Origin of the sequence: Pseudoalteromonas sp. OANN1, assembly GCF_024124685.1 — a bacterium.
Classification (GTDB): domain Bacteria; phylum Pseudomonadota; class Gammaproteobacteria; order Enterobacterales; family Alteromonadaceae; genus Pseudoalteromonas; species Pseudoalteromonas piscicida.
The window spans coordinates 50,986-76,786 of the sequence record NZ_JAMXSE010000028.1 but is presented as its reverse complement, the minus strand read 5'-3'; the positions used below and the strand labels follow the sequence as shown (position 1 = coordinate 76,786).

Below are 25,801 nucleotides of genomic sequence, written 5' to 3'. Positions count from 1 at the left end.
GTGATTATATCAACGGATATTATAACAACGTTAGGCCTCATCATTATAATGCTGGTTTAGCGCCAAATGAATCTGAGGTTAGATACCAAGATTCTAAAACTGTGGCCAAAATTAGTTGACCACTACAGCAGGAGCTGCGAGGTTTCGGTAATCTTTAGTAATAGTATCTCTAACAAATAAAATATCACGCATTACGCTGTTTACAGCTCGTCCATCCAAAGAGTAAGTATCAATGTCATACCCTTTTCTTGGCTTTTGCAGCAGTAAAGTTATACTTTTTTGTGCAGTCGGTAGGGTTACATCGGTAATATCACTCAATTCAATATCAACCATTGGCGATGTGTTCCAACAGCTTTTAATTTGAATTCGAGCGAAGTATAAGGCCAGTAACTGCTTGGAGTTCTGAACCTCATTAATCCCTTTCTCAATAAAGAATATGAGTTCTCTCAACTCACTGTCGCTGTATAAGTCTTCAATTCTTAACCTCCTAGCGTGACGCTGATGCCTTTTGTAAGATATTTTAAAAGCTTCTATCGTCTCTTGGCCTGTAATAGTCATAAGCCATCGCATTGTTTCCGTATATGATGCACCACTACGAATACTTATAGATTTACTTTTAACTGCACCTTGTAGTTGCTCAAATATAGCTTTTTGGATAGAACTCTGGTCCATGCCTAAACATAGAAACCCATGCTCTAAAACTTCTTTTTTATAATTTGGAATCAGATAATTAACTATTAGGCGCTTGAGTTTAGAAAATCTAGAATGAAGAGTTTCGATGTTATAATTTTTTTCAGGCAATAACGCTATTTCTGATCGGTGCAACTGCTCAATTTCGAGCATCAAGCTAGGACAAGTTAAAGCAACCTCACTATAGTCGATACATCGGAAACTTTCGTATCGTTTAAAATAAAACGGCAATAAATGAGCGATATAGTCATGACGGTGTATTTTCTCGCCTAAATGTTGCTCTACCACCAGTAAAAGCTCTGAGAACTGGTCTTTCCTTAAGGCAGCTTTAGCTTCTTTCAGTAGCGAAAAATTATTTGCCTTAAAGTTATCGAGTCCATGCTCTTTGAATGCATCAGGTTTTTCCTCAGAAAACCGACGGATACTAGTAACAATAGCTAAAAACCGCCTGGTCATAGCCTCAATGCTATGCTCTAAGTCTCCCTTAAACTTTTCAGAATCTGCAACGGCCTGAAGTTGTTTGATTAAAACCGGTTCTGACTGTGCCAAATCAGTTACGTCAATAGACTTTCTATTGATTGCAATTTTGACTGTTGAAAAGCGCTTTGGGTAATTTACTCTAAGCACTGAAAGTAAAGCTGATTGAAGAACTTTGTTCCGATCTTCTATTGGGTGTTCATGAAAGACATTTTTAAAGTGCTGACTCGATCTAAACCAACTTAAACCATGCTTTGATATTAAATCAGCTAGTTTCGGTGCTTTATCAAACAAGAGATGTAAGCACATCAGCGCTTTCTGTGCATAGAACCTAGTTGTACTACCAGCTAAACCAGAATCCAAGTTCCAGTTAGTTAAAGCCTCATGTAAGTCACTTCCTAACTCGAAGTTTTTTCGATACCAATTTAATAGATCAATGTTAGTATCAAAAACAAATACGCTACTGGGTCTGGATTTTACTTCACTTATCGTACTGGCAAAATGAAACAAGCAACGTCTGAATAGGACGTCATCTTTAGGCTCAAGATAAGCTGATTTTACCTCTAACTTGAGCCAATAATCCCTATCGATTAACGAGTTAATGTCCTTAACCAGCCTATGACAATGACCGTGTAAAACTTCATATCGCATCAGTATCCGTTTAAAAAATTGGACATGTAATTTTACGCGCTTACTGCTTTCAGCAGTCACATTTTCACTCAACTGAGTTTCTAAGCGAGAAAAGTTTAGAACACCATTAAGCATTTACTTCTCCTGAAAAACCAGGATTAAATGCCGCCTCTTGTAAAGGCTCAACAAGTTCTCCAAATAACTTATCTACCCAACTTGCCATTTGCTTATCAAACGTTAATGAACGAGCGAAATTGATGTACTTTTGAGTCGTTGAAAAATCTGCATGGCCCATCAACTGCATCAACTTGTATTGAACAAAGCCAATGGGTAAATTTTTGTGGATAAGGAAGCCCGCTAGATTGGTGGCAAATGTTGAACGTAAGTCATGAAAATCTCGCTTAAGTGATTTACCAAACGGTGCCAACTCTTGTCGCACTTTCGAGATCACATTGCCTATAGATTTACGAGACATGAAATCACCAGAGCGATTAAGAAACAGTGGAGCATCATCACAGTTACCATGTTCAAGCTGCCACTTAGCTAATCTATCTTGATGTTCTTTGCCGTTACGATATTGCCAAAGTGATGTCATCAAGCCTTTTGCCACCATTATCGTGCGCTCCTTATCGTACTTGCCGATTATGGTTAAGTAATAAATTGCTTTATTACCCAAGGCAGGATCAACAACATGACTAGCACTAAAAGTCGCTATTTCTTCTGCACGTAAGCCACATTGCACTGCTAAATCCACTCGCAATTTAGCACCTTGCTTTGCGAGCTCTCTGCTAGCATAGAGCAGCTTAAGTTCCTCTTTGCTATAAGGCGATAAACCCGCATCACCTGGTTTCTTTTGCTTGTACTTTTTAGGGATCAGTAAGTCAGTGGTGGTAATGGTAAACCCTTTTTCATCGCTACCGTAATCGGTAAATAGCAAGTCTAAACCGCCGTCCTTACGCTTTTTCTTAATAATCTTGGTTTTGTATTTGAATGGCACTTTATCAATTCTATTTTGCTTTCTTGCCCACTCGTAAAACTGCCTCACATGGTTGATGTACAGGTTTGCAGTATCTCGCTCAATACCCTTTGAAATCACTTGTTCTATAAGATGCTTGCGATACCGATAAACAGGCAACCAGTATTTTGCTTTATCGCTGTCACTCACAGCATAAACCTCTTGCCAGTCCACATTATTCTTCTCAACCCATTGCAAGAATAAACTCATAGAATTCGCTAACGACTGCACGGTTACAAGTGACACACCACCAAGTGGATTCTTGTTTCCGCCTCGCTTAGGGGGCATGAATAAACCTTTATACCTGTGCTCAAGGAACAAATTTATTTCAAGAGCATCCTGTAGCCTATTAAGTGATAACACTCTTGGAAAACGCTCAATAAAACGGTCCTCGTGAAACATAACTTCGCGATAACCTTGCTCATTAACATCAGAAATGTAAGGCAGACTACCTAGATTAACGGTTCGATTAACAATATTAGGGTAGATTACACTCAAATAAACTGCTCCATTTAAATACTGCAAAAAATATAGCGGCAAGTTTTGCTTTAGTCAAATGCAAAATTGCAGTATGCCGTTACTGCAAAAACAAATTGACGTATGCTTTAAGATAATCCACCATTGCAAGATGAATGAAGCTTTCATCAGAGACAAAAAGTTGCGCAACTTAGAGCAATCAAGCCGCGCGTTTTTGAAAGCTTTTAGAAGATGAAAAAGTGTTGGTAAAGGTAAAACTGAGACCTTATGAAAGCGCAAACAAAGCACGTTGCACAGAGCTTACTACTCCATGAACTCGCTGATATTCGCTTGGGGCATCCATTCAGAGGCTCAATCAAGCAATACACGGATGGGACAGTCAATGTCATCCAGGTTAGGGATACTGAAATAACGGGCGAAATTAACCACGATAGTATTGTTAAAACTCACTTAAAAACTAAAAAGCAACCCGACTGGTTACAAAACGGAGATGTGCTATTTGTAGCAAAAGGTGCAAAACACCACTGTGTTCTAGTTGAAAATATAAAAGAGCAAACGGTCTGCTCGCCTCACTTTTTTCTAGTGCGATTGAAGCCTGAATATAGTGCTTTAATTTCACCTAACTTTCTGTGCTGGCAATTAAATCAACAACCTGCACAGCGCTATTTTAAAACAACCGCTGAAGGTTCTATGTATTTGAGTATTCGAAGACAGGTTTTAGAAAGCGTACCAATTAAGCTACTAGAGATTGAAAAGCAAAACCGGCTCACTGCACTACATCAATGTGGCGTAAAAGAGCAAAAGACACTGAAAAAGTTAATACAAAATCGGCAACAACAATTAGAAGCCATTGCATTGCAAGAGCTAGGCATTTGATTACTGAATAGCCGAAGAAAAATTAAATAAAATTTGGGAATAGAAACACATGAAAAACAATGTTCAAATCAATCAGGACGATATCAACAAAGCGGTATGGGCCGCTTGTGACACCTTCCGTGGCGTTATCAGTGCCGATACTTATAAAGACTTCATCCTGACCATGCTGTTCTTAAAATACATCTCTGATGTATACAAAGACGAATACAACAAGCTCATTACTCAGTATGGCGATAACCCAGACTTAATACATGCCATGATGTCGAAGCAGCGTTTTGTACTGCCAGAAGGCGCGAGCTTTTGGGACTTATACGAAAAACGCTATGAAGCAGGCAATGGTGAGCGAATCGATAAAGCCCTTCATGCTATTGAAGAAGCCAACGGCAGCAAGCTTAAAAACGTTTTCCAAGACATCAGCTTTAACACTGACCGCCTAGGACAAGAAAAGCAAAAGAACGACTTACTTCGGCACTTACTGGAAGACTTTGGTAAAGACATTCTTGATTTAAGTTCTGAGCGAGTGGGCAGTTTAGATATTATCGGCAATGCCTACGAATACCTTATCAAACACTTTGCTGCTGGTAGTGGCGCTACCGCTGGTGAATACTATACCCCACCAGAGGTCTCAACCCTTTTAGCAACCGTCTTAGAGCCAGTTGAAGGCGACCAAATTTGCGATCCATGTACAGGCAGTGGCTCATTGCTATTAAAATGTGGCGCTATGGTGCGTAAAAACTCTGGCTCTAAAAAGTACGCCTTATTTGGGCAAGAAGCGATTGGTTCAACTTGGGCGCTCGCCAAAATGAACATGTTCCTACATGGTGAAGATAACCACCGCATTGAATGGGGCGATACCATTCGTAATCCGCTACTAAAAGAGAAAGACGGTAATGGCTTACTGCACTTTGATGTAGTAACGGCAAATCCGCCATTTTCATTAGATAAGTGGGGACATGACGATGCCAGTAACGACCCTTATGGGCGCTTTAGACGAGGTATTCCACCGAAAACCAAAGGTGACTATGCCTTTATCAGCCACATGATTGAAACCCTCAAGCCCGAAACAGGTCGCATGGGTGTGGTTGTGCCACATGGTGTGTTATTTAGAGCATCAAGTGAAGGAAAAATCCGCCAACAACTGATTGAAGAAAACTTGCTAGACACAGTGATTGGCCTGCCAGAAAAGTTGTTCTTCGGCACAGGCATCCCAGCCGCCATTTTGATATTTAAAAAACACAAAACAGATAACAATGTGTTGTTTATTGATGCCAGTCGCGAATTCAAATCAGGTAAAAACCAAAACCAGCTAACTGACGGAAACATTCAAAAGATCATCGACACCTATAAGGCTCGTGAAAATGTAGATAAATACGCATACCTTGCCAGTTTTGATGAAATCAAAGAGAACGACTTTAACCTCAACATCCCTCGTTATGTTGATACCTTTGAAGAAGAAGCAGAGATTGATTTAGTGGCAGTACGCACTGAGCGTGTACAACTGAAAAATGAGCTGCAAAACCTTGAAGCGGAAATGGAAGGCTACTTAAGGGAGTTGGGTTATGGTGCCTAATGGATGGACATTAAATAACTTCAATTCTGTAGCAGAATTAATTCATGGTTTTCAATTTAGAGAACATCACTTTTCTGAATCTGGTGTGCCGATAGTAAAAATTGCGAGCATTTCACATCTTCGAGGAGTTAATCTTGAAAAATGCTCCTACATTCCAGAAGAACTAGCTAGTGAGTTTTCCAAATACCAAATTGAAGCTGGCGATGTCTTAATGGCGTTGACTGGTGGCACACTAGGTAAAACCTGTAAGGTTCAAGAAGACATTGAGTTATGTTTACAAAACTACCGAGTAGGTAATTTTAAACCTAAAGCTAGTTTTTTGGATAAAGACTTTCTTTATTATTTTCTTATTTCTTTCACTGTTCAAAAGAGAATAGAAAATATAGTCAATGAGGCTGCTCAACCAAATGTTGGTAAAGCTGATTTTGATAAAATTAAAGTATTAACTCCAACACTACCAGAACAACGCAAAATCGCCAAAATCCTATCCACTTGGGATAAAGCGATTAGCACCACCGAGCGCCTAATCGACAACAGTAAACAGCAGAAAAAAGCCCTGATGCAGCAACTGCTCACTGGCAAAAAGCGTCTACTTGATGATTCAGGTAAACCGTATGAGGGTGAGTGGGATGAAAAACGTCTTTCAGAGTTAGGGAATATTTCCTCTGGTGGAACACCGAGTACAACAAAGCCTGAATATTGGGATGGTGATATAAACTGGGTAACACCTACCGATATTACTAAGCAAGATATTATCTACATTGAGTCAACTGCTCGACTAGTTTCTATGGATGGTATTAAAAACAGCTCTGCAAAACTTCTCCCTAAGGGCACATTGCTTGTTTGTACTCGTGCAACGATAGGTGAAATGGCAATTGCAAGTCATGAAATGAGCACCAACCAAGGTTTTAAAAACATCGTTCCAAATGAGAATACTAATATTGAATTTGTGTATTACCTTTTAAATTTCTATAAGCATAAACTAATTAGCAAAGCGAGTGGTTCAACTTTCTTAGAGCTTTCTAAGAGTGCTTTTGAAGGACTCCACTTTCATATTCCTAAATTTCAGGAGCAGCAAAAGATTTCGGCAGTATTACTGAACGCTGACCAAGAAATCGAGCTATTAGAACAGCAGCTTGCTGACTTACAGCAAGAAAAGAAAGCGCTAATGCAACAGTTGTTAACAGGTAAACGCAGAGTAAAAGTGGACGATAAGGAAGTCGCATAACCATATGGATATTACAGAATTAACATTTGATGAGCGAGATGAGTTTAAGCGTAAAAGTATCGCTGAAAAAGCTATTTCATTATTACAAGCGGAAATCGATATTTCCCCTATGGTGATAGATGGTAGCTGGGGTACGGGTAAAACTGAATTTTGTCATAAACTGATAAACCTGATGCAAGGTAATGACACACATCATTTAATTTATATTGATGCATTTAAAGCTGATCATTCTGATGAGCCATTAATGACTGTTCTCGCTGAGGTAATTAAAGTTTTACCTGATGAAAACAGTAAACAAAGTTTCATTAAGAAGGCTTTGCCTACTGTAAGATATGGACTAAAGACAATTGCTAAAGCGGGAGTTTCACACCTTCTGAGGCAAGATATAGCAGATGTTGCAGATGATTTTGACAAAGAAATCCAGAAAACAGCAGACAAGGCTATTGATGCAACTGTCGAAGCCGTATTAAAAGATCACGTAAAAGCAGACAAAAACTTAAAAGCATTGCAAGCAGCATTAAAAGAAATTACGGCTGTTAAACCTATTATATTGTTTATTGATGAGTTAGATCGATGTAGACCAAATTTTGCTGTCGATATGCTTGAAATTATAAAACATACCTTTGATGTAGAGGGTGTGAAATTTGTTTTGATTACTAATACTCAGCAACTCAAGGCGTCAATAAATCATTGTTATGGGCAGTCAGTAGACGCTCAACGGTATTTGGATAAATTTGTTAAATTCACCATCGCTCTTCCTGAAACAGTAGATACCAATGCTCATCGTGAGAGTATTGCTGCAATTGAACACTATAAGAACTTAGTAAGATCAAGCCATGTTTTGGAAGGTATGAAGCTATATGAATGTGGCTCAATTAGAACAATCGAACAAATTATTATTGCAAATAGATTGTCATTACGAGAAGTAGAGACTGTTGTTCGCCATATAGAAATTTATGTAACTCTAGCCCAATCAAATAACCTTCAGAGCAACACAATTTTTGGATATAAACTGCTTACCATATTGGCTATAGCAATTTATAGCATTCAGCCCGAAATAGCTTTATCGATACTACAAAAAAGAATTGATGCGAAAGATATTGGTAACTGTCTTGGTATATCAAATCTGTCAACTGACATTCAAGGTCGCCCTGATGAGCAGGAACTAATCTGTTATATGCTTGGTTATACTGCTTTGCATAATAAAGAGCATTTTACTCCAACAGAAGATGTCGATGTATGGAAAGAAGAAAGTGCCAGTTACTTTCAGGGTGGATATTGGCGAACAGATGACTTTGCATCTATTTGCGCTGAAGCGATTCAAACACTGACAATGTGCTAAAGGATTAGAAATGACTAAGACAGTTAAATTTCAAGAAGAATTCAGCGCAAAAATACCCGCACTGACATTGTTAACCAACTTGGGTTACACCTTTATTCCGCCAAGTGAATGCGAAGCGTTACGTGGTAATACCTTAGCAAACGAAAAGAAAAGCACTCATCAAGTTATTTTACTCCCTGTTATGCGTGCCTTTTTAGCCAAACAAACATTCTCGTTTGCAGGTAAACAACATACATTATCAGAAGCTGCTATTGATAAAGTCATGCATGAGCTAAACCCTTCTATGAACTTAGGGTTAAAGGCGGCTAATGAGAAAATTTACAATGCATTGATGTATGGCGTTAGCGTTACTGAGTTTATAGATGGCAAAAAAGCCTCCCCCACCATTAAACTCATTGATTGGCACAATATTGATAATAACCAATTCCATTTTACTGAAGAGTTAGTGGTTCAAAATGCCGAAGGCACTGGCAATCGCATTCCAGATATTGTGTGCTTTGTGAATGGATTGCCATTAGTGGTTATCGAGGCGAAACGCCCGGATTCAAATAAAGAAGGTAAATCGACCAACGCTGAAGCGATTTCTCAGCACATTCGTAATCAAGGTCAGGCTGAAATTCCTCATTTATATGCCTATAGCCAATTGCTAATAGCAGTAAATGGGCATGAAGGTTTATACGCCACATGCGGCACCCCTGAAAAGTTCTGGGCCAAATGGAAGGAAGAGCAAATACCTGAAGCGGAATTTGTCAGGTTAAAAAATCATAAGTTGAGCAATGAACAATTAAATGGGCTGTTTGATCATCGTCCTGTCAAAGCGAAAGATGACTACCTTTCATTGCTTGCAGCAGGCGACTTAACTGTTACCGACCAAGATAGGCTTATAGTCAGCTTACTCCGCCCTGAGCGCTTGCTTGATATGACTCGCCTGTTTACCTTGTTTGATAAAAAAGCTGGAAAGATTGTCGCTCGATATCAACAAGTATTTGGCATAAAAGCTCTTATTGAACGAATTAACACGTTTGATGATTCAGGTGCTCGTGAAGGCGGTGTTATTTGGCACACCACAGGTAGCGGTAAGTCATTTACTATGGTGTTTTTATCCAAAGCGCTTATATGGCTTGAAGAGCTAGCACAATGCCGTGTTATCATAGTCACAGACCGTGTGGACTTGGAAGATCAACTCAGCAGAACCTTTGCATCTGGTGGTGTATTAACTGACCGAGATAAAAAAGATGCAATGGCGACCACTGGTAAGCGTTTAGCCGAACAAATAGGTAAAGGCAATGAGCGAGTTATTTTTTCGATCATTAACAAATTCGGCTCAGCGATCAAATATAAAGAATGCTACAACGATAGCCCAAACATTATTGTACTTGTTGATGAAGGCCACCGTAGCCAGAACGGTGAAAATAATATCCGTATGCAGCAGACGCTGCCTAAAGCAGCCTATATTGCTTTTACTGGTACGCCCTTATTAAAGGACGATAAGACTGAAAACAAATTCGGTAAGATCATTCACTCTTACACCATGCAGCAAGCGGTTGAAGATAAAACCGTTACGCCATTATTGTATGAAGAGCGCATCCCAGAGCTGAACGTTAATGACAAAGCCATTGACGCTTGGTTTGAACGCAGCACCAGCAAACTAAGTGATAAGCAAAAGACAGACCTAAAGAAGAAGTTTTCACAAAAAGGTCAAATCTACCAAACCGAAGGTCGCATTGAATTAATCGCATACGATATTGCTGACCACTTCCAGAACTTTAAACAGCAAGGCTTAAAAGGTCAGCTAGCTTGTGATTCCAAAGCCTCTGCAATTCGTTATAAGAAGGCATTGGACAAAATTGGTACGGTAACATCGGTGGTTGCGATGTCGGCTCCAGATACTCGTGAGGGACACGAGGCGGTTGATCAAGAAAGTAAGGACATCGTGCAAAACTGGTGGAAGGCAAACGTTAATAAGATGGACGAAAAAGCTTACACCAAAGCCATTATTGAAGAATACGGCAGAGATAATGGCCCAGACATCATGATCGTAGTAGATAAGCTGCTAACGGGCTTTGACGAACCAAAGAACACAGTGCTTTACATCGATAAGCCCCTTAAAGAGCACAACCTTATTCAAGCGATTGCCCGTGTAAACCGATTGCATAGTAAAAAACAGTTTGGATACTTAATTGATTACCGAGGCATTTTAAAAGAGCTTGATACCACTATTGAGAAGTACCAAGACCTTGCTGAGCGCACCCAAGGCGGCTTTGATATTGATGACCTAAAAGGATTGTATAACCGAATGGATACGGAATACAAAAAGCTTCCGGGGCTGCACAGCGATTTATGGGCGATATTTGATGGGGTTAAAAACAAGCAAGATGGCCCAGCACTTCGCCAAGCATTAGCGCCTAAAGTGCAAGATGTCGATGGCAAGCTTGTCGATACCAACCTAAAAAAGCGTGATGACTTTTACTCAGCTCTAACTGCATTTTCAAACTGTATGAAAGTAGCATTGCAATCAGCAACCTACTTTGAAGATAAATCATTCGATAACAAACGTGACTTGTACAAACGTGATCTAAAAGCCTTTGTCGATTTGCGCAAACAAGTGCGTGAAGATGCTGACGAAACCATTAATTATGACGAATACGCTGAAGATATTCGCAGTCTTCTAGACAAGCACATTGCTGGTATTGAAGTTAAAGAGCCTGACGGTGCGTATTTGGTCGGAAATTTAGGAAAAGACGTTAAGCCACAGGATATGAGCGATGACGAAGCTCGTAACCAGACCGATAAAATCACAGGTCGAATAACTAAGATGATTGAGCAAGACTTAGCTGATGATCCTTATGCTCAAGAGTATTTTTCTAAAATGCTTAAAAAGGCGATTGAAGATGCCAAAGCGATGTTCGATGCGCCCGTTAAGCAATACATCCTCTTCGCGGATTTTGAACAGGAAGTAAAAGAGCGACAGATTGTAGATATGCCTGATGAGTTTGTGGATGACTCAGGCAAGTTGAATAAACATGCCCAAGCTTACTTTGGCTTATTCAAGCACCTATTTGATGCTAACTTCTTAAATGAAAAATCATTGGACAATGATAAGTTGGTTGCCTTGGCATTTAGTATTGATGATGTAGTCAATACGGCTGTTGCTGAGTATTCCATTAATCATGCGGAAATTGAAAATGCAATCCACATGAAGTTATTACCTATGTTATTTGCTGAACTTGGCCTTGATAACGCGCAAAAGCTAATTGAAGAAGTACTCAAGATCACTCGACTCGGCTTATCAAGAGGCTAATGAAAGTGAATAAGCAAGCTGTTTCTGCCGCAATTTGCGGAAAAGAAAGCCGACCAACAACCAATAAACGTGGTGTTTTTACCTATGGTAACGACACCATTCACTATGATGTTATTCGTAACACCAAGCCTGCTGATGATACTAAAAAAACAGCACGCAAGGTAACTATTAAGGTTCACCCTGACCAACGTGTTGTAGTTACTGTGCCTCATGATGCCTGTGATGAGGCTATTCAGGAAGCCGTTTATAAGCGTGCCAGATGGGTTTGGCAAAGCATTGATGAATTTGCTAAACAAAAAGATACCGTTTTACCTAAGCGTTATGTGAGTGGCGAAACTCAGTTTTACCTCGGTAAGCGCTATGTCTTAAAAATTATTAATGATGCTGGGCAAGTACCTAACGTAAAACTAAGCCGTGGCAAGTTGAACGTAACAATCAAGCATGAAGCTAGCAAAGATATTGATGATCGTTTGGTGAAAATTAAACCGCTAATCGACAAATGGTATCAACACAAAGCAAAAGCAATTTTTCATGAGCGACTAGCTGAATTACTTCCAAAAGCCATTTGGGTAACAGGCATTCCTTCATTTCGTGTAATGGCAATGAAAAAGCAATGGGGAAGCTGTTCAACTAAAGGCAACTTGATGCTCAATCCGCACCTTGTTAAAGCGCCTAAAGAATGTATTGATTACGTGATATTACATGAGCTTTGCCATATAGCTGAGCACAACCACAGCGAAAGATTCTGGCGTTTGTTAACCCAAGTAATGCCGAATTGGAAAGAAGTAAAAGCCAAATTAGATGATATGGCGGAAATGTATTTGAATGAGTGATGCGCGGGCAACGCTAAACTAGATTAGACTTTCGAGTCAATTTCTTCACTCATTATTGCAAGGATCTTATCTCTTTTTTCTTTTGGTAATTGATGCAACATAACCACAAAATTGGCCATTTCCTCCGTTTCGCAAAAGAAATAATTAAGCGGCACATCCAGCTCTTCAGCTATTCGTTTTAAAGTTTGTAAATCCGGAGTATGCCTACCTTTTTCATAATGGTTCATACGCCCACTCGCCGAACTGGGCTCAAGACCAATCTTAATTCCCAGCGACTTCTGAGAAAGTTTTGATCGTAGCCGAGCTTCTTTAAGCCTGTATGGCAATGGGTTAATGAATTCCAATGAATATTCATAAGTAAATTTATAATACTTAGATTCTCTAAGTTTTATCCTATCATGTATACTTAGGAATACTAAGTTTAATGATGAGTAACACTCTGTGAATAAGCCATATGCGCAAGATACAAAAGATCTGGCGATTAAAAAAATAATGAACAGTGAAAAACGAGTTCCTGAAGTAGCTAGTGAGCTGGGTATTTCCTCAAGTACCCTGTATCGGTGGATAAAGTTAAAAAGGGAAGAGAAAAACAACTCAAAGAGTAAGTTCTTAATGAAAAAGCTGGAATCTAGGTTGGAAGAAATATCTGAGGAGCGAGAAGTATTGTTAAAGGCAGCCTCAATTTTAGCAAGGGAGATCCGCTAATTCTTCAACGTACTCGAAAAGTGATTTACTGAGATGATATTAAAGGTAGTTCTTAGCCAAATATAGGTAACAGTTTAGGCGGCGGTTTTTAGGTGGCATTTGCTCGATAAAAACGTAGATGACATTATAAAGTGCTCCCCTGCGGTTTCGTTAGAGCTTTCAGCAAACTTACGTATTAACTCTTCAAACACTAAACCCATGTCGTGATTTGAAATCGCTTTTGGGCTTAAGTCTGTGGTGGCAAACTTTTTAACTACCTTGTAAAGCAGGTTAGCATCGTCAAGCAGGCCAACAAACTCATCAAACTTAAAGTGTTCAAAAATTTCACGGGCATCTTTTGAGAAACATTGAATATAGTTTTCAAGGTTGTCTTTAATATCACTTTGGCCCATTTTGCCAAGATTCATTGGTGAAGTATTAAAGAATGACAAACCATTTGTCGCTCGAAGAAGCATTTTTTCCCGTTGTGTTTCATCTAAAGGAGCTTTACCCGACGCAACTAAGGTTTTGCTCATTTGGTCAATCTGCGGTATCTGAGCAATCACATCATCTTTGCTTTCTTCTAATACACATTCAAGACGACGTAAAAGCGTAAAAGGTAAAATAACGCGACCATATTGTGATTGCTTAAAGTCACCGCGAAGTAAGTCAGCTACTGACCAGATAAAAGCAGCGGTTTGAGAGAAGTTTGTGTTCGTTGCCATTTTAGTATTCCAAAAGTAGTCGTCATCTACAGCGCTACTTATCAATGTATTTTGGAATTACGCCCTATTGAAAGCGACATAACTCTGTAATTCTTTTATTTATTACCAATGCACGCCTTGGTTTGATAAGCGCGTATTAGGGAAAGGTGTGTTTAGGTAAGGAACATAATTAGGCACGGCCGAACTTAGTGTAGTTTGGCTTAGCGATACCATTATTTAGTAATGAGTTTTAGATAACTTATATTGTAATCAACCGGTTTATCTATGTCCCTATATCACCCTTTTAAATTCTATTTTTGCTTTTTTTCAGCTAAGCGCTTGTAGACGTCTAACGACTACGAAAGTGCTTTCAAAAGCTAGCATTTTTGAGACAATTTGTCAGTAACTTAATGTTAAGACAGGTGATTTTTATGGAGTTATTTAGCTTCTTGTTTAGTTCTTCCGTTTCAGTTTCTAATAGTGAGCCAAGTGTAAATGTAGATGGCTCACCAATGTGTGGCAATGTTGATATCAACGGGAATTCACATGGGGTGATGTCCACAGATGATGATGGTATTGGTCATAACTCGTGCTTTAATGATTTTTCAAGTTCGGATACCTTTGACATCTTTGATGATTCAAGTTGTGGCGGGTTTACTGATTGGTAGGCAAAGCATAATCTTAATTTATTTTTTGTTTTTTTATTTGTAATATCACTTCAGTAATGCTTGAGGTATGAGAGACCTAGTGCGCGTCTAAATATGTGTAACAATGATGGCAGATACAATTGAGTTTTTTTAAACAAAAAAATAGCGCCTTCAGGCGCTATTTTCGTGGGATTCTAAATTAAAACGGCATTTTAAAGCCTGGAGGCATTTGCATGCCGCCGGTGACTTCTGACATGCGCTTTTGCGTTTCTTCACCTACGCGACGAACTGCATCGTTTACCGCAGCGGCTAGTAGGTCTTCGATCATGTCTTTATCGTCTTCCATTAGGCTTTCGTCGATTTCTACGCGACGTACGTTGTGGCTACCAAGCATAGTTACTTTAACTAAACCTGCTCCTGCTTCACCTGTTACTTCTAGGCTCTTGATCTCTTCTTGGGCTTTTTCCATGCGCTCTTGCATTTGCTGCGCCTGCTTCATGATGTTGCCCATTCCGCCTTTAAACATATTCTGCTCTCTTATACTTCAATTTGGTTTACTGTGATAAAAGATAAGGGCTAACGCCCTTAATTACAATGCCTGAACGCTATTTTCGTCAAGCATTGCGTCAAATTCTTGGACAAATGCGCTGACGAGTGGATCGTCTCGCATCGCCGCTTTAGCTTGGACAAGCCTATGCTCATCTAATTGTTGCTGTACCAAAAACGGCGTGTTGTTTACCGTGTCGATATAGTTAATCTCAAGCGTTATTGGCTGCTCGAATAATGCGCTTAGGCTTTCTGTTAGTTTCTCTCTCAACACTGCGGAGTCTAAGTGCTGTTGACTCGCGTCTACTTGCAATTGTACCTGCGCGCCTTGCTGCGTTATCACGCTGTGTAATGCATACTGGCGAATTCGACCACCTAATTGCATCTTTTCAATCATGTTTGCCCAATCGTCGCTTTGGTGAGCAAACTTAATGTCACTGATTGGACTAACAAAGTTTTCCGGTGCAGGGATCTCCACTTGAATACTTTGTTCGTTATCATCTTGTTTTACCGGCGATAACTGCTCTAGCAATTCTGGCGCTAAATTTTCCGTAATAGGTTTATGGCGCTCTTGAAACGCTTCTTTCTTTTGCTTTTTTGGTGCCAAGCGAGGTGTTGCTGGCTGTGCGTGTTGCGGTTCAGGCTGATACTCAGGTGTGGTTACTGTCGTAGCTGGCGCTTGCTCTATTGGCATTGGCGCACTAGGCGCCTCAGACTTTTTTACCTCACCATTGGCTCCCACCAATCGACCCGCCCCAGAGATATTACGATTTTTTAAAATTCGTGCTATTGCTGACTGGGCTTGGTTTTGCTGCTCGGTAACACTTGCTGTAGCAGCAGGTTCCGAAGCGTTTTGGTTTTGCACCTCAGGTTGAGACCAATCCTCTTGGTTTTGCGATGCCGTTTGCGCGTATGCAGCATCATCAACTGGCGCACTTTCATGATGATGTGCAGGAACTTGTTCTTGGAACCCCTGCTCTACCGCCTGTGACATGATGTTGTCGTATTGATTGGCCATCTCCGCCTCAGATGACACAGAGGCGACTGGTGCTTGGCTTTGCGCAGCAGGCATTGGCGACACCGGCTCATACTGTGTTGTTTGTTGCGCGGTTGATGTCGTTGCTTCTAGTGCATATGTAGGTGTTGCTGTCGGCTGTACCTGAGGTGATGGCGCTACCGTAGCGTTATCTTCCGTTGGCTTTTTTAACAGCGCTCGTAAATCCCCTACTTTGCTTTGCTTTTCAGAAGTCTCTTGGCTCACAGGAGCGGAAGGCACTACGCTATGGCTTTCTTTTTCGAACGCCATTAAGCGCAGCATGACCATCTCAAACCCAAGTTTAGGCTCAGGTGCCCACTTTAGGTCTTTTTTGCCATTTAACAGCAGTTGATACAACAACTGGCCCTGTTGCGGTGCTAATTGCTCGGCAAATAGCTTGATGTCGTTGTTATCAAAATTTGATAATCGCGCAGCACTAGGCACGAGTTGAGTGAGCTGAATAACATGCAATAACGCAATTAAATCGTCCAGCACACTAACAAAATTACCATTTTGTAGTGCTATTTTTTCAATCGCATTGAGTAAGGCTTCACCGTCGTGGCATAAAATTGCAGACAGCAAAATGATCGCATGCGCACTATCTATCAATCCCAGCATAGATTGCACTGCAGGCACAGTTAAATTGCCATTTGTTTGTGCAATAGCCTGATCAGTCAAACTTAGAGCGTCACGCATACTGCCATCAGCGGCTTTAGCTAACGTTTGTAGCGCTACTGGATCAAAGGCAACTTGCTCTAGCGGCAGAATTTTCTCTAGCTGTTCAACTATTTGTCCTTGTGTCATTGCGTTCAGATTGAACTGCAAACAACGAGACAGAATAGTCACAGGCAACTTTTGTGGATCGGTTGTGGCGAGCAAGAATTTTACATGCTCTGGCGGCTCTTCTAAGGTTTTAAGGAGCGCATTAAAACTGTGCTTCGACAGCATGTGCACTTCATCGATGAGATAAACCTTGTAGCGACCACGAGTTGGTGCATATTGTACGTTGTCTAAGATTTCTCGCGTGTCTTCAACTTTTGTACGAGAAGCCGCATCAATTTCGATTAAATCGATAAACTTACCAGTTTCAATCTCAGTACAGGCACTACACTGACCACAAGGCGTTGAAGTAACGCCTTGTTCGCAGTTAAGGCTTTTAGCAAAGATCCTAGCAATGGTTGTTTTGCCCACACCACGTGTTCCGGTGAATAAATAGGCATGGTGTAAACGCTTTTCATTAAGTGCGTTGACCAGAGCTTGTTTAACATGCTCCTGCCCCATTAATTCATGGAAGTTTTGCGGACGCCATTTTCGCGCCAGAACCTGATAGCTCATGCTTATTCGCCTTCGAACTCTACAAGTGAAAGGATTTTGATCCCAAGATCATTGATTTTCTTTTCACCACCAAGCTCAGGCAATGAAATAACAAACGCAGCATCAGTAGCTTCACCGCCTAAGCGCTTAACCAGTTTTGCTGTTGCTTCAATAGTACCACCTGTTGCAAGTAAATCATCAACAAGTAGCACTTTATCACCTGCTTCAATCGCATCTGAGTGTAATTCAAGCGTATCTTCACCATATTCAAGCTGGTAAGACTGGCTGATCACTTCACGCGGTAATTTACCCGGCTTTCTTACTGGAATAAAAGGAATACCTAACTCATACGCCAATGGTGCACCGAAGATAAAACCACGCGATTCAGTACCGATGATTTTAGTGAAGCCGCCATCTTTATAAGCCGCAACGAACGCATCAATTGTTGCCTTAAACGCAGCTGGATTTGCTAGAAGTGAAGTCACGTCACGGAACATAATCCCAGGTTTTGGGTAATTAGGAACCGTCGCGATACTATTTTTGATCAATGACATATTCTCTGTCGTCATAATTGCTTTGCTTTAAGTTTATTACAAAAGAGTGAGATTATAACAATTTTCTATCCGGTTGAAACCGACTGAGTGACTTTGTGTGTCAGGATGGAGGAAAAGCGAACAATTTAGCGAGTATTTTATACCAATTAGCTTAATTAAGTGATCTATTTTGAGGCGAGAAAATCTTGTCGATAACAAGGCGAAAGTTTTGCGATTTAGTTGTTCTAAATGAGAAATTTTTAACGCAGTTAGCGTCAGATTTGCTCCTTCAAATTGAGCAAGTATTAAGACTAATTGGTATATATCTGTATACAATCGAAAAAGGCTGCATATAGCAGCCTCTTGGTAAATACGTTCAGCTTGACTTATGCAAGCGCTGTTGCCCAGCCTAGAATCGCGTTTAAACAGCCAATTCCAGCGAATACAGCAACAAATGCTAGGAAATACTTTGCATTGAACGGATCTTTAAAGTCACCTTTAGACATAGATACTACCTTTAATTTTACAACTCGCGCAAACTGCCTAGCAGCAGAAAGCATTGACTAGCGCCCTAGTCCGAGTTTAAGCACGACAAAAACAGGCCGTATAATAGTCGATGTTGCCAATAGCTTAAAGGTTTTTTGTTTTGATAATGCCAAGATCCGCGAATTCAGCTAGTGTATGCTGTGCCCCTTGCTGCAGCTGCTCAATAGTAAACTGAGGCACTTGCTGCGCGATAACATCCACAATGTCAGTGAGTTGCATACCATCATTGGCTTCAATCACCGACAACATTAAGGCCGTCATCGGGTTTAGTGCGACAAACTGAACATCGTCCTCTTCGTCTCTATACAATGCAAAGCTAAATGTTTGCCCTGCTGTTTTAGTTGGCCTAAAGGTTTCACTGATCTGATGAACCGGATATTGATAATGTGCAACTCTGGCTGTACTTGCCAAGCTAATTTCAACATCTGCAAGCGCTTGTACTTCAATTGAAAGCTCATGCTCTGCCTCAACGATCGTTGCCACATCTAGCTCTAGCCATTCATAATGAGCAAGCTCTAACAAGAACTCAGGATCAGCTTCAGTGGGCTCGTATTCTGTTTGTAAAAACTGCAAAAACTCTTTGCTAATCTCTAAAAAGTATGGCGAATGACAATCGTGCTTAACAAAAAACAGCCTAATTAACATCAACCAATCTGTGTTGGTATACAAGCTTTTAAGTACAGGAAACGCACTGCTCACGAAGCCTTCAACGTTATTAAAAAACAGCTCTTGATAGATTTTTAAGCGCCGATCTTCTATGCCTTCAGGTGCAGGTTGGTTGTCTGGATCTCTGATATGCGCCATAAACTGCTGCTGAGTTTTTACAAAAGACATAGCTATACCTGCTCCAAGCGCTTGGCGTATTTGGCCTGTATTGCTGAAATTTTTCCCGCTTCTGCCAGTAATTCTGCCATAGGAGGAATATTAAAATCACGCTCTAGTAACGTCGGGAACACCCCATGCAGCTCATAGGCTTTCTCTAACAAGTCCCACACCGGCGAAGATACTTCAGCGCCGTGTGTATCAACGAGTAAGTCTTCGGCTTCCACATAATGGCCTGCGATATGGCCGTATACAATACGCTCGGTTGGCATAGCCGCTAAGAATTGTTCAGCATCGTAGCCATGGTTAATAGCGTTGACATAGATGTTGTTGACATCGAGTAGCAAATCGCAATCGGCTTCGGCTAATACCCCAAGGGTAAATTCCAACTCCGACATTTCTTGTCCAGGAGCGGCATAGTAAGAGACATTTTCTACTGCAATCCGGCGTTCTAGATGCTCTTGGACTGCTCGGATCCGCTTAGCGGTATGATGGATTGCTTCTTCAGTAAAAGGGATTGGCATCAGATCGTACATATGACCCTTTCCCGAACAATAACTCAGATGTTCACTATAGGTAGCGATATTATGCTGGTTAAAAAACGTCTTGAGTTGTGATAAAAATTCGCGATCAAGCGGTGCAGGTGAACCTAGCGATAACGATAAGCCATGACAGATAAAGGTATGTTGTTGCGTCAATGCTTGAAATTGCTTTGCAAGCTTACCGCCAAATTTTAGCCAGTTTTCTGGTGCAACCTCATAAAAGTCTACTTGCTTTGGCGGCGTATTGAGCACGTCATCAACCATTTCACGGCGCAAACCGAGTCCTAACTTGCCTAACTGCACTGTCATACTTCTCTCACTTTAGACATTATTTTAAAGATCCCAAAGCTCGCATCACCGAGGCTTTGCTGTATGCATAGCTCGCTTTGGAATTACCCAATAGTGCTACTATTACCTTAACATAACCAGCAGCGCTATTGGGTCGAACACAATGGTGTTTCTACTTAGTGGTTACCACCACACTTGCCTTCGCCGCATTTGCCTTCTTTCTTGCCTTTAGCGTCGCCACCACATTTGCCTTCGCCGCACTTACCTTCTTTTTTACCTTTTGCATGACCACCACATTTGCCTTCACCGCACTTACCTTCTTTTTTACCTTTAGCGTCGCCGCCACATTTGCCCTCACCGCACTTACCTTCCTTTTTGCCTTTTGCATGGCCACCACATTTGCCTTCGCCGCATTTGCCTTCTTTCTTGCCTTTAGCGTCGCCACCACACTTGCCTTCGCCGCATTTGCCTTCTTTCTTGCCTTTAGCGTCGCCACCACACTTGCCTTCGCCGCACTTACCTTCTTTTTTGTCTTTGGCGTCGCCACCACATTTACCTTCGCCACATTTTCCTTCACCAGCATCTAGTTGATAACCAGCGGTCATTGTTTCAAAACTAAATGGATTAGCACTTGCATCCGTCGCGGTTAACCCAGCAGTACCTGCAACAACTGCGCTTAAAGTAAGGGCAATAGAGTTCTTTTTAACGGTATTCATAATGTTTGCTCTCTCAGAAATAGTAGATTCAATTAGTAGACCCAAACGTCTAAATATTTATTTCGCTAAACGTTTAAAAATTTTAGCTGTGATCACTAAGTTGTGGTTTACATCCAGTTATAGTCCATCTGCTGCCTTTTTGCTATTTGTGGATAACTAGGGCCTATTGGTGACTTGCAGCAAAGAATTAGCTAAAATATCGCGCTTTTCGATGGGTCATCAGTGACTCATTTTATTTTTGTTGTATCTAAAGGTTAACACATGAAGCTTGTTCTGGCGCCGATGGAAGGTGTAGTTGATTTTAAAATGCGCGAATTGCTCACAGATCTCGGCGGCTTTGATCTTTGTGTGACTGAGTTTATTCGCGTCGTTGATCTCACCTTTCCACGCAGAGTATTCACTAGATACTGTCCTGAACTATTAAATGGTGGTTATACCAGAGCCGGAACACCGGTAAGAGTACAGCTTCTAGGTCAGATTCCCCATGCGCTTGCAGCGAATGCACGAAAGGCCGTAAAGCTTGGCTCTCATGGTGTCGATTTGAACTTTGGTTGTCCTGCGAAAACCGTGAATAAAAGCCGCGGCGGCGCGGTTTTACTGAAAGAGCCTGAACAAATCTATCAAATCATTAAAGCAGTTAGAGATGCGGTACCAGAAGAACATCAAGTAAGCGCTAAAATACGCCTTGGCTTTGATGATGATGCCAATAGCACTGAAATTGTCGATGCGGTCCAGCAAGGTGGTGCGTCGAGTTTGGCGATACATGCACGCACCAAGCGAGATGGCTACAAACCGCCAGCGTACTGGGAAAAGATCCCACCTTTATTATCAAGGTTAACCATTCCTGTCGTTGCTAACGGTGAAATTTGGCAAGTGGAAGATGCACTGCTCTGCCAAGCACGCAGCCAATGCCAAGATTTGATGCTTGGTCGTGGTGCGCTAGCCACCCCCGATTTGGCAGCAAAAATCAAAGCGCATGTTAACGGAACTCATTACACTCCACTCAAATGGGAAAACGTGGTCTACCATATCCTCCACTCTTCCATGCATCAGGATGAGAATATGAGTGAAAAGTACTTTTCGGCTAGAACAAAACAGTGGTTAAGTTATTTGAAATGTCAGTATAGCGGCGCACATGTTCTTTTTGATGAAATCAAAACGCTCAAAAGCAAAGATGACGTCATGAAGGTGTTGCAGAAATACGCAATGTCTCCAGACCTTGATTCAAATCATAACAGTGAAGTTTGACTGAAATGATAATGGGGCGTCGGATAGGAGAGCGCCCATGAATGAAAACACACATAACTACGAGCAAAGCTTACAAGCTGAACTTGCTACACTTAGAAGCGACTTTTTAGGAGAGCTAAAAGCTTCACCCAATGAGTTTACTCATAATCTTGCCAATACCTTAGAGCTCAACCCACCCAATAAATGGCTTGATATTGTAATGGAAAAAATAAATCCCGAGCAGTTTCCGCTCTATGATAGGTTGATGAAAGTCGAAGCGGCATTATGCCAAATGGAGATCGGTCAGTTTGGTTATTGCTGTGATTGCGAGCAGACAATAGAGCTTGAATTGCTAGAACAAGATCCAGCAACCCAACGCTGTCGCAGTTGTAAGACTAAGGCTTTAAAAAATGGGGATATGCAGCAAAAATAGTCGCTGGAAAATAGACTATATTAGCAATCAATTGTTGTGCTTGTTGTTCATTCAGCGCTAGTTTTGAGTTGAGCGCAACAAATGCTTGCTTTTGTGACCACCCTTGATAATGAATTCCCAAATCCACTTCCATTAAGGCCACGATTAGCGCTTTATGCTGCTCTATTACCTTTGTACACTTTGCTACTGTCGAAGGCACATTAATAAATCCATCACGCCAGTTGAGTCCACTAATTCTTTGGCAGTTAGCTGGCAATAACTCTAGTATATAAGGCTGTTGAGTATTAGGCGTTGTATTGAGCACAATTGACTTACTCTTTTTCTCATCTATTTTTGATAATATTGCCAAGACTTTATTAGGCGATTCTTGAATAGCTCCGTAAAAATTTAGTTTTGATTGGTACCACTCTTTCCCATTAGGTAACTGATGCAGCCCAAGCATAGCTCTTGGTTTATAATCATTTAAATAAGTCAGTAGCGTTGAACGTAATGGTGCGTCAATATCTGAATCTTCAAGTTGCTTTATTATGGCTTCCCGCTCAAACCGATTTAGGCGAATATTACTTTCATCGGCCTCTTTTAGTTTTGTTATTACAAATTTAAGCCACAGATCAAGTTCCTCAACACTCACTCTACCTTCTACGTTTTTAAGTACAGGGATATGACTAGGCCAAGGTAAGTAACGCTCTGGATATCGCTCTTGAATTCTTAAGTAGTCAAGCTCCTTATGCGCCATAACATCCGATTCATTCAAACTACTTGATAATAAAGCGTGCCTTAACTGTAAATAGCCCTCTGTGAACGGTAAAACAGTAATCTCATCCGTAGATGAATGACTTAAACTACTGTTAAGAGAAATTAAAGAAGTCCTGAGTTCCTGATAACTTACGACTGGCTTGTGCTCACTACAAGCGGATAGGAATATAAATGCGACCAAAGTAAGGCTGAACAATAAATGCTTTTTCATAATTTCACATTAAAACTTGAAATCAAAAAAGCCCCTTCCGGGGCTTTTTAATTAGAGGCTAACACCCCTACGTTGTGCTTTTTCTTTGATAAAGCTCGACCAGCTAATCGCAAATCTTCTAGTGCTAGGATCTTCCTTCGCCTTCAAAATTGCTGCATAAGCTTGTTTGAACTTATCTTGATAGTAGTAAGCTTCCGCAAGATCAGCATATGTACTGCCTTTCTTTTTGGTACCAAGCTCTAACGCTTTATTTAGTCTAACTACTGCTGCACTGTACTGCAGATTTTGCAGTAAAAGGCCACCTGCTCTTCCATAAAGTTCTGCGTCATCGTCAAACTTAGCAGCTTCTTCATAGTATTTAGCAGCATCACTGATGTGTTTAGCTTGGTGGTAATAACTTGCAAGCGCAGTCACGTTTTGCTTAGTACGTTCAATTTTGCCATCTTTCATAGCCTTTTCGAACGTTTGAGCAGCACGCCAAGGATCTTCAGTTAGAGAGTATAAGCTTCCAAGAATCTTATAGTCATTCTCTTTTTCAAAGTAACCTTTGCTAAACGCAACCTTCATTACAGTCATACCTTTACTGTAATCTTCGGTTTGCAAATAAAAGCCACCTAGTTGTGTCCAAGCTTTCGGGTCTTCAGGGAAAACACGTACTAACTCTTCACCAACCTCTACAGCCTTTTTGAATTGCTTCAATTCAAAGTAAGCTGCAACTTTCATCAGATAATATTGTTTATTTGGCTCTTCTACACCTGCGATAGCTTTATCAGCTGGAGCAATAACATTAGTATATTGCTTTAACTCATAATAAGCTTGCGCGATACGACCGTGTACTTTAGGGTCATTTTCACCCGTAAAGTCCATCCACGCTTCATAGGCTTTGATACCTTCTGAGTACTTTTCAGTACCTAGCAGAAGGTCACCAAGCAACTTCATTAGATCGCCTTGATCTTTAAAGTTAAGCGCATCAGGAGCAATAGCTAAACGCGTATACTTAATCGCTTCGCCGTAGTTTTCCTTTTGAGCATAAAGCTGACCTAGGTAACGGTTAACCGTTGCTTTATCGAAATCATCTGAAGGGTCAAGCTCGCGAAGCATTGCAATCGCTTCATCGACTTTTTCTTCGTTATATAATTCGAACGCTTTGGCAACCTTTTTACCTACTCGCTCACCCATGATCTTAGTTTTTGCCGCTTTACGCTTCTCTATTTCTTCATAGTTAGGCGCAGCAGAAACTGACTCTGAGTAAATGCCACCAGTCAATGCAATTAGAAGAGCAAGAGCTGTAAATTTGGGTAAACTTTTCATGCCTGCCTCCTTAATTACCTTGGTTTAGTGTGAAATCAAGCTGGACTGTGATGCCAGGTTGCTTCTGTGGCTTACCATCAACAACTTTAGGACGGTATTTCCACTTACGAAGTGCACGCTTCGCTTCACGGTCAAAGATACGCTTTGGTTCAGCATCGATAATTTCAACATCTTCGACTCCACCTAGCTCATTGATCGTGAAAGATAAACGTACCCAACCTTCTTTGCCATCACGAGCGGCTTGAGGTGGATATTTTGGCTCAATTCGAACGATAGGTGTTGCATCACCATCACGGCCAAACTCGCCAGGTCCAGATAAACCACCTGCAGTACCACCTAGGTCAATGCTAGGCATGTTAAAGCCGATGTTACCCGCAGAAGGATCAGCCGTGTCTGGCTGAGGCGGCTGCGGTTTTGGCGGCTGCTTAGGTGGTGGCGGCGGCGGAGGCGGGACACGCTTCCGCTGCTGCACCTTTGATTCAGGCGGATTCGACATAATCTCGACTACGATTTGTTCCTTTTGTACATCTGCCCTATCTGCTCCTCCGGAGATAAGATATGACATGAAAAAGAACAAGCCGAGAGTTACTGCCCCACCTGCTAGAAGTGAAAACAGAAGTCGAATCATTACTGATCTCCAGCTATTGAAATCTTCAAGTTGTCGCCAGTCGCTTTAATTTGGTCCATAACTTGAACTACTACGCCGTGCTTCGCGCCTTTATCGGCTTGAATAATAATCACGTCAGTAGGTTGTTCTGCCATCAGACTTTCAAGGTTTGCACTTACACGCTCAACATCAACTTGACGCTTGTCCATCCAAATCTCACCGTTTTCACGGATTGCGATAAAGATGTTCGCATTCTTAGTCTTTTGTGCTTGTGCCGCTTTTGGCTTGTTAACCTCAATACCAGCTTCTTTAACAAAAGAAGTGGTTACGATGAAGAAGATAAGCATGATGAATACGATGTCTAGCATCGGCGTCATATCTACTGCTGCATCTTCCTCTTCACGAAAACGTTGTTTACGTGCCATAGTTCAATCTCTCT

Annotated in this window: 23 protein-coding genes and 1 pseudogene; 10 read left to right on the top strand and 14 right to left on the bottom strand. The window is 41.1% G+C overall.

Translation table 11 applies throughout. The annotated features are described in order from the left end of the window. Positions 1–111: 111 nt before the first annotated feature. Both NH462_RS19770 and NH462_RS19765 read right to left on the bottom strand, forming a co-directional pair. On the bottom strand, positions 112–1,932 hold the full coding sequence (locus tag NH462_RS19770; protein WP_253107420.1) for a hypothetical protein: 1,821 nt from the start codon (positions 1,930–1,932) through the stop codon (positions 112–114). Beyond that, entirely contained in the window at positions 1,925–3,100 is a 1,176-nt protein-coding gene (locus NH462_RS19765; RefSeq protein ID WP_253107417.1) for a site-specific integrase, read from the bottom strand. Before NH462_RS19765 ends, NH462_RS19770 begins: the two co-directional genes overlap by 8 nt. 456 nt (positions 3,101–3,556) lie before the next feature. On the opposite strand from NH462_RS19765, the gene NH462_RS19760 reads away from it, so the two are divergent. The 6 genes from NH462_RS19760 to NH462_RS19735 are packed head-to-tail and all read left to right on the top strand — an operon-like array spanning position 3,557 to position 12,439. Further along, positions 3,557–4,165, top strand: a complete 609-nt coding sequence (locus tag NH462_RS19760; protein WP_253107415.1) for a restriction endonuclease subunit S — start codon at positions 3,557–3,559, stop codon at positions 4,163–4,165. Between the two features lie 49 nt (positions 4,166–4,214). Continuing rightward, positions 4,215–5,735, top strand: coding sequence for a type I restriction-modification system subunit M (locus tag NH462_RS19755; protein WP_253107413.1), 1,521 nt, complete (start codon positions 4,215–4,217; stop codon positions 5,733–5,735). Then, positions 5,725–6,963, top strand: coding sequence for a restriction endonuclease subunit S (locus NH462_RS19750; RefSeq protein WP_253107411.1), 1,239 nt, complete (start codon positions 5,725–5,727; stop codon positions 6,961–6,963). The genes NH462_RS19755 and NH462_RS19750 overlap by 11 nt, the downstream gene beginning before the upstream one ends. A 4-nt stretch (positions 6,964–6,967) precedes the next feature. After that, entirely contained in the window at positions 6,968–8,305 is a 1,338-nt protein-coding gene (locus tag NH462_RS19745; protein ID WP_253107408.1) for a KAP family NTPase, read from the top strand. A gap of 10 nt (positions 8,306–8,315) precedes the next feature. Beyond that, positions 8,316–11,606, top strand: a complete 3,291-nt coding sequence (locus NH462_RS19740) for an HsdR family type I site-specific deoxyribonuclease (protein WP_253107406.1) — start codon at positions 8,316–8,318, stop codon at positions 11,604–11,606. After that, positions 11,606–12,439: a SprT family zinc-dependent metalloprotease gene (locus NH462_RS19735; RefSeq protein ID WP_253107404.1), complete on the top strand. Its 834-nt coding sequence runs from the start codon at positions 11,606–11,608 to the stop codon at positions 12,437–12,439. The genes NH462_RS19740 and NH462_RS19735 overlap by 1 nt, the downstream gene beginning before the upstream one ends. A gap of 23 nt (positions 12,440–12,462) precedes the next feature. Here the strand turns inward: NH462_RS19735 and NH462_RS19730 are convergent, their stop codons facing one another. Beyond that, a complete protein-coding gene (locus tag NH462_RS19730) occupies positions 12,463–12,783 on the bottom strand; it encodes a helix-turn-helix transcriptional regulator (protein WP_058154078.1) in 321 nt (106 codons plus the stop codon). Between the two features lie 97 nt (positions 12,784–12,880). On the opposite strand from NH462_RS19730, the gene NH462_RS19725 reads away from it, so the two are divergent. After that, on the top strand, positions 12,881–13,144 hold the full coding sequence (locus NH462_RS19725) for a transposase (RefSeq protein WP_182769337.1): 264 nt from the start codon (positions 12,881–12,883) through the stop codon (positions 13,142–13,144). A gap of 128 nt (positions 13,145–13,272) precedes the next feature. On the opposite strand, the pseudogene NH462_RS19720 reads toward NH462_RS19725, so the two are convergent. Then, a pseudogene (locus NH462_RS19720) lies at positions 13,273–13,848 on the bottom strand (type I restriction-modification system subunit M N-terminal domain-containing protein); the annotation flags it as partial. 410 nt (positions 13,849–14,258) lie between these two features. Between NH462_RS19720 and NH462_RS19715 the strand changes: the two are divergent. Next, positions 14,259–14,495, top strand: a complete 237-nt coding sequence (locus tag NH462_RS19715; protein WP_253107401.1) for a hypothetical protein — start codon at positions 14,259–14,261, stop codon at positions 14,493–14,495. Positions 14,496–14,673: 178 nt separating this feature from the next. Here NH462_RS19715 and NH462_RS19710 read toward each other — a convergent pair whose 3' ends face one another. The 6 genes from NH462_RS19710 to NH462_RS19685 all read right to left on the bottom strand — a co-directional run bounded on the left by NH462_RS19710 (position 14,674) and on the right by NH462_RS19685 (position 20,817). Then, the gene (locus NH462_RS19710; protein ID WP_010368987.1) at positions 14,674–15,000 is read right to left on the bottom strand and encodes a YbaB/EbfC family nucleoid-associated protein; all 327 of its coding nucleotides are present in this window, start codon (positions 14,998–15,000) and stop codon (positions 14,674–14,676) included. A gap of 63 nt (positions 15,001–15,063) precedes the next feature. After that, on the bottom strand, positions 15,064–17,391 hold the full coding sequence (gene dnaX, locus NH462_RS19705) for a DNA polymerase III subunit gamma/tau (RefSeq protein WP_253107399.1): 2,328 nt from the start codon (positions 17,389–17,391) through the stop codon (positions 15,064–15,066). Between the two features lie 2 nt (positions 17,392–17,393). After that, entirely contained in the window at positions 17,394–17,939 is a 546-nt protein-coding gene (apt, locus tag NH462_RS19700; RefSeq protein ID WP_010368992.1) for an adenine phosphoribosyltransferase, read from the bottom strand. Between the two features lie 594 nt (positions 17,940–18,533). Next, the gene (locus NH462_RS19695; RefSeq protein ID WP_010368996.1) at positions 18,534–19,283 is read right to left on the bottom strand and encodes a putative DNA-binding domain-containing protein; all 750 of its coding nucleotides are present in this window, start codon (positions 19,281–19,283) and stop codon (positions 18,534–18,536) included. Between the two features lie 2 nt (positions 19,284–19,285). After that, positions 19,286–20,122, bottom strand: a complete 837-nt coding sequence (locus tag NH462_RS19690) for a DUF692 domain-containing protein (protein WP_045961625.1) — start codon at positions 20,120–20,122, stop codon at positions 19,286–19,288. 155 nt (positions 20,123–20,277) lie between these two features. Next, the gene (locus NH462_RS19685) at positions 20,278–20,817 is read right to left on the bottom strand and encodes a hypothetical protein (protein ID WP_045961626.1); all 540 of its coding nucleotides are present in this window, start codon (positions 20,815–20,817) and stop codon (positions 20,278–20,280) included. Positions 20,818–21,078: 261 nt separating this feature from the next. Here NH462_RS19685 and NH462_RS19680 point away from each other — a divergent pair, with 261 nt between their 5' ends. Then, positions 21,079–22,065 carry a tRNA-dihydrouridine synthase gene (locus NH462_RS19680; RefSeq protein WP_253107397.1) on the top strand — a complete coding sequence of 329 codons (987 nt, stop codon included), beginning with the start codon at positions 21,079–21,081 and terminating at the stop codon, positions 22,063–22,065. A gap of 37 nt (positions 22,066–22,102) precedes the next feature. Next, positions 22,103–22,477 carry a TraR/DksA C4-type zinc finger protein gene (locus NH462_RS19675; RefSeq protein WP_010369006.1) on the top strand — a complete coding sequence of 125 codons (375 nt, stop codon included), beginning with the start codon at positions 22,103–22,105 and terminating at the stop codon, positions 22,475–22,477. Here the strand turns inward: NH462_RS19675 and NH462_RS19670 are convergent. The 4 genes from NH462_RS19670 to NH462_RS19655 are packed head-to-tail and all read right to left on the bottom strand — an operon-like array spanning position 22,440 to position 25,787. Then, on the bottom strand, positions 22,440–23,444 hold the full coding sequence (locus tag NH462_RS19670; protein ID WP_253107395.1) for a hypothetical protein: 1,005 nt from the start codon (positions 23,442–23,444) through the stop codon (positions 22,440–22,442). The two genes, NH462_RS19675 and NH462_RS19670, sit on opposite strands and share 38 nt — an antisense overlap. Before the next feature lie 51 nt (positions 23,445–23,495). Further along, entirely contained in the window at positions 23,496–24,755 is a 1,260-nt protein-coding gene (locus tag NH462_RS19665) for a hypothetical protein (RefSeq protein ID WP_010369010.1), read from the bottom strand. Positions 24,756–24,765: 10 nt separating this feature from the next. Then, complete coding sequence (locus tag NH462_RS19660; protein ID WP_010369012.1) at positions 24,766–25,383, bottom strand: energy transducer TonB; 618 nt, start codon at positions 25,381–25,383, stop codon at positions 24,766–24,768. Next, positions 25,383–25,787 (bottom strand): biopolymer transporter ExbD, encoded by a 405-nt coding sequence (locus NH462_RS19655; protein WP_010369015.1) that lies wholly within the window; start codon positions 25,785–25,787, stop codon positions 25,383–25,385. Before NH462_RS19655 ends, NH462_RS19660 begins: the two co-directional genes overlap by 1 nt. Positions 25,788–25,801: the final 14 nt, after the last annotated feature.

Bases quoted from the DNA above. Each gene is read 5' to 3' on its own strand.
- NH462_RS19765 (WP_253107417.1), bottom strand. From the start codon at position 3,100: ATGCCCCCTAAGCGAGGCGGAAACAAGAATCCACTTGGTGGTGTGTCA.
- NH462_RS19735 (WP_253107404.1), top strand. From the start codon at position 11,606: ATGAAAGTGAATAAGCAAGCTGTTTCTGCCGCAATTTGCGGAAAAGAA.
- NH462_RS19665 (WP_010369010.1), bottom strand. From the start codon at position 24,755: ATGAAAAGTTTACCCAAATTTACAGCTCTTGCTCTTCTAATTGCATTG.
- NH462_RS19695 (WP_010368996.1), bottom strand. From the start codon at position 19,283: ATGTCTTTTGTAAAAACTCAGCAGCAGTTTATGGCGCATATCAGAGAT.
- NH462_RS19675 (WP_010369006.1), top strand. From the start codon at position 22,103: ATGAATGAAAACACACATAACTACGAGCAAAGCTTACAAGCTGAACTT.
- NH462_RS19655 (WP_010369015.1), bottom strand. From the start codon at position 25,787: ATGGCACGTAAACAACGTTTTCGTGAAGAGGAAGATGCAGCAGTAGAT.
- NH462_RS19670 (WP_253107395.1), bottom strand. From the start codon at position 23,444: ATGAAAAAGCATTTATTGTTCAGCCTTACTTTGGTCGCATTTATATTC.
- NH462_RS19660 (WP_010369012.1), bottom strand. From the start codon at position 25,383: ATGATTCGACTTCTGTTTTCACTTCTAGCAGGTGGGGCAGTAACTCTC.
- NH462_RS19755 (WP_253107413.1), top strand. From the start codon at position 4,215: ATGAAAAACAATGTTCAAATCAATCAGGACGATATCAACAAAGCGGTA.
- dnaX (WP_253107399.1), bottom strand. From the start codon at position 17,391: ATGAGCTATCAGGTTCTGGCGCGAAAATGGCGTCCGCAAAACTTCCAT.
- NH462_RS19685 (WP_045961626.1), bottom strand. From the start codon at position 20,817: ATGAATACCGTTAAAAAGAACTCTATTGCCCTTACTTTAAGCGCAGTT.
- apt (WP_010368992.1), bottom strand. From the start codon at position 17,939: ATGACGACAGAGAATATGTCATTGATCAAAAATAGTATCGCGACGGTT.
- NH462_RS19715 (WP_253107401.1), top strand. From the start codon at position 14,259: ATGGAGTTATTTAGCTTCTTGTTTAGTTCTTCCGTTTCAGTTTCTAAT.
- NH462_RS19770 (WP_253107420.1), bottom strand. From the start codon at position 1,932: ATGCTTAATGGTGTTCTAAACTTTTCTCGCTTAGAAACTCAGTTGAGT.
- NH462_RS19760 (WP_253107415.1), top strand. From the start codon at position 3,557: ATGAAAGCGCAAACAAAGCACGTTGCACAGAGCTTACTACTCCATGAA.
- NH462_RS19745 (WP_253107408.1), top strand. From the start codon at position 6,968: ATGGATATTACAGAATTAACATTTGATGAGCGAGATGAGTTTAAGCGT.
- NH462_RS19750 (WP_253107411.1), top strand. From the start codon at position 5,725: ATGGTGCCTAATGGATGGACATTAAATAACTTCAATTCTGTAGCAGAA.
- NH462_RS19710 (WP_010368987.1), bottom strand. From the start codon at position 15,000: ATGTTTAAAGGCGGAATGGGCAACATCATGAAGCAGGCGCAGCAAATG.
- NH462_RS19690 (WP_045961625.1), bottom strand. From the start codon at position 20,122: ATGACAGTGCAGTTAGGCAAGTTAGGACTCGGTTTGCGCCGTGAAATG.
- NH462_RS19680 (WP_253107397.1), top strand. From the start codon at position 21,079: ATGAAGCTTGTTCTGGCGCCGATGGAAGGTGTAGTTGATTTTAAAATG.
- NH462_RS19740 (WP_253107406.1), top strand. From the start codon at position 8,316: ATGACTAAGACAGTTAAATTTCAAGAAGAATTCAGCGCAAAAATACCC.